General features: G+C 72.1%; 1 protein-coding gene. It reads left to right on the top strand.

What is annotated here, in order from left to right; all coding sequences use genetic code 11:
* The coding region (locus tag AQI88_RS42110) for a polyketide synthase dehydratase domain-containing protein (RefSeq protein ID WP_159050595.1) at positions 1–1,203 on the top strand (1,203 nt) is incomplete at both ends.

The following is a 1,203-nucleotide window of genomic DNA, read 5'->3' as shown; positions in this document are numbered from 1 at the left end:
GGCGCGCAGGTGGAGCAGTTGGAGGAGGAGATCCTCTCGGTCCTGGCCGGGGTGGCTCCGCGGGCGGGCCGGGTGCCGATGGTCTCGGCGATGACGGGCGAGGTCCTGTCCGGCACGGAGTTGGATGCCGGGTATTGGTACGGCAGCCTGCGCGCACCGGTCCACTTCGACCGGGCCGTACGCATCCTCTCGGGCATGGGTCACCAGGTGTTCATCGAGGTCTCCCCGCACCCGGTACTGCTCGCGGCGATCACCGAGACGCTCGAAGAGGCCGCGCTGGAGGCAAGCCCGGGCACTATGGCCGCGGTGGTGTCCGGCACGCTGCGTCGTGACGAGGGCGGAGCGGCACGCCTGATCACCTCGCTCGCCGAGGCGTTCGTCCACGGCGCGTCCGTCGACTGGACCACGGTCCTGCCCACCGGGCAGCGAGTGGAACTGCCCACCTACGCCTTCCAGCACGAGAAGTACTGGCCCAAGGCGGCCGCATCGGCCACGGGCGGGGATGCGGTATCGCTGGGGCTCGGTGCGGTGGGTCATCCGCTGCTGGGCGCGGCTGTGGAACTGGCCGGTGGTGCCGGACTGGTGTGCACGGGACGGCTGTCCGTGCGCACGCAGCCGTGGCTGGCCGACCATGCCGTCGGCGGCGCGATCCTGCTGCCGGGCACCGGGTTCGTGGAGCTCGTGGTCCGCGCCGGGGACCAGGTCGGGTGCGCTGTGGTGGAGGAACTGACGCTGCAGGCGCCGTTGGTGGTGCCTGCTGACGGCAGCGGGGTGCAGGTCCAGGTTGTGGTGGCTGCGGCCGATGCCGATGGACGGCGTGGGGTGGAGGTCTTCTCGCGTCCCGACCAGCCCGGCGGCGAGCAGCCGTGGGTCCAGCACGCCAGCGCGCTGATCGCTCCCACCACAACAGTCGGCCAAGCCGAGGAAGACCTTGCGGTGTGGCCGCCGCGGGATGCGACCGCGGTGGACATCAGCGGGATGTACGACGCCCTCGCCGCCGGCTCCTACGGCTATGGTCCGGCGTTCCAGGGTCTGCGGGCGGTCTGGCGCCGCGGTGAGGACGTATTCGCCGAGGTGGCGCTGCCGGAGGAGGTGGCGCAGGACGCGGGTTCGTTCGGTCTGCACCCGGCGCTGCTGGACGCGGTGCTGCACGCCAGCGCGCTGACCGGCGAGACCGAGCCGGGCGAGCAGGGCCAAGTGCGA

It is taken from the genome of Streptomyces cellostaticus (assembly GCF_001513965.1).
In the GTDB taxonomy this organism is placed as follows: Bacteria; Actinomycetota; Actinomycetes; order Streptomycetales; family Streptomycetaceae; genus Streptomyces; species Streptomyces cellostaticus.
This window is presented reverse-complemented; position numbering and strand designations above follow the sequence as displayed.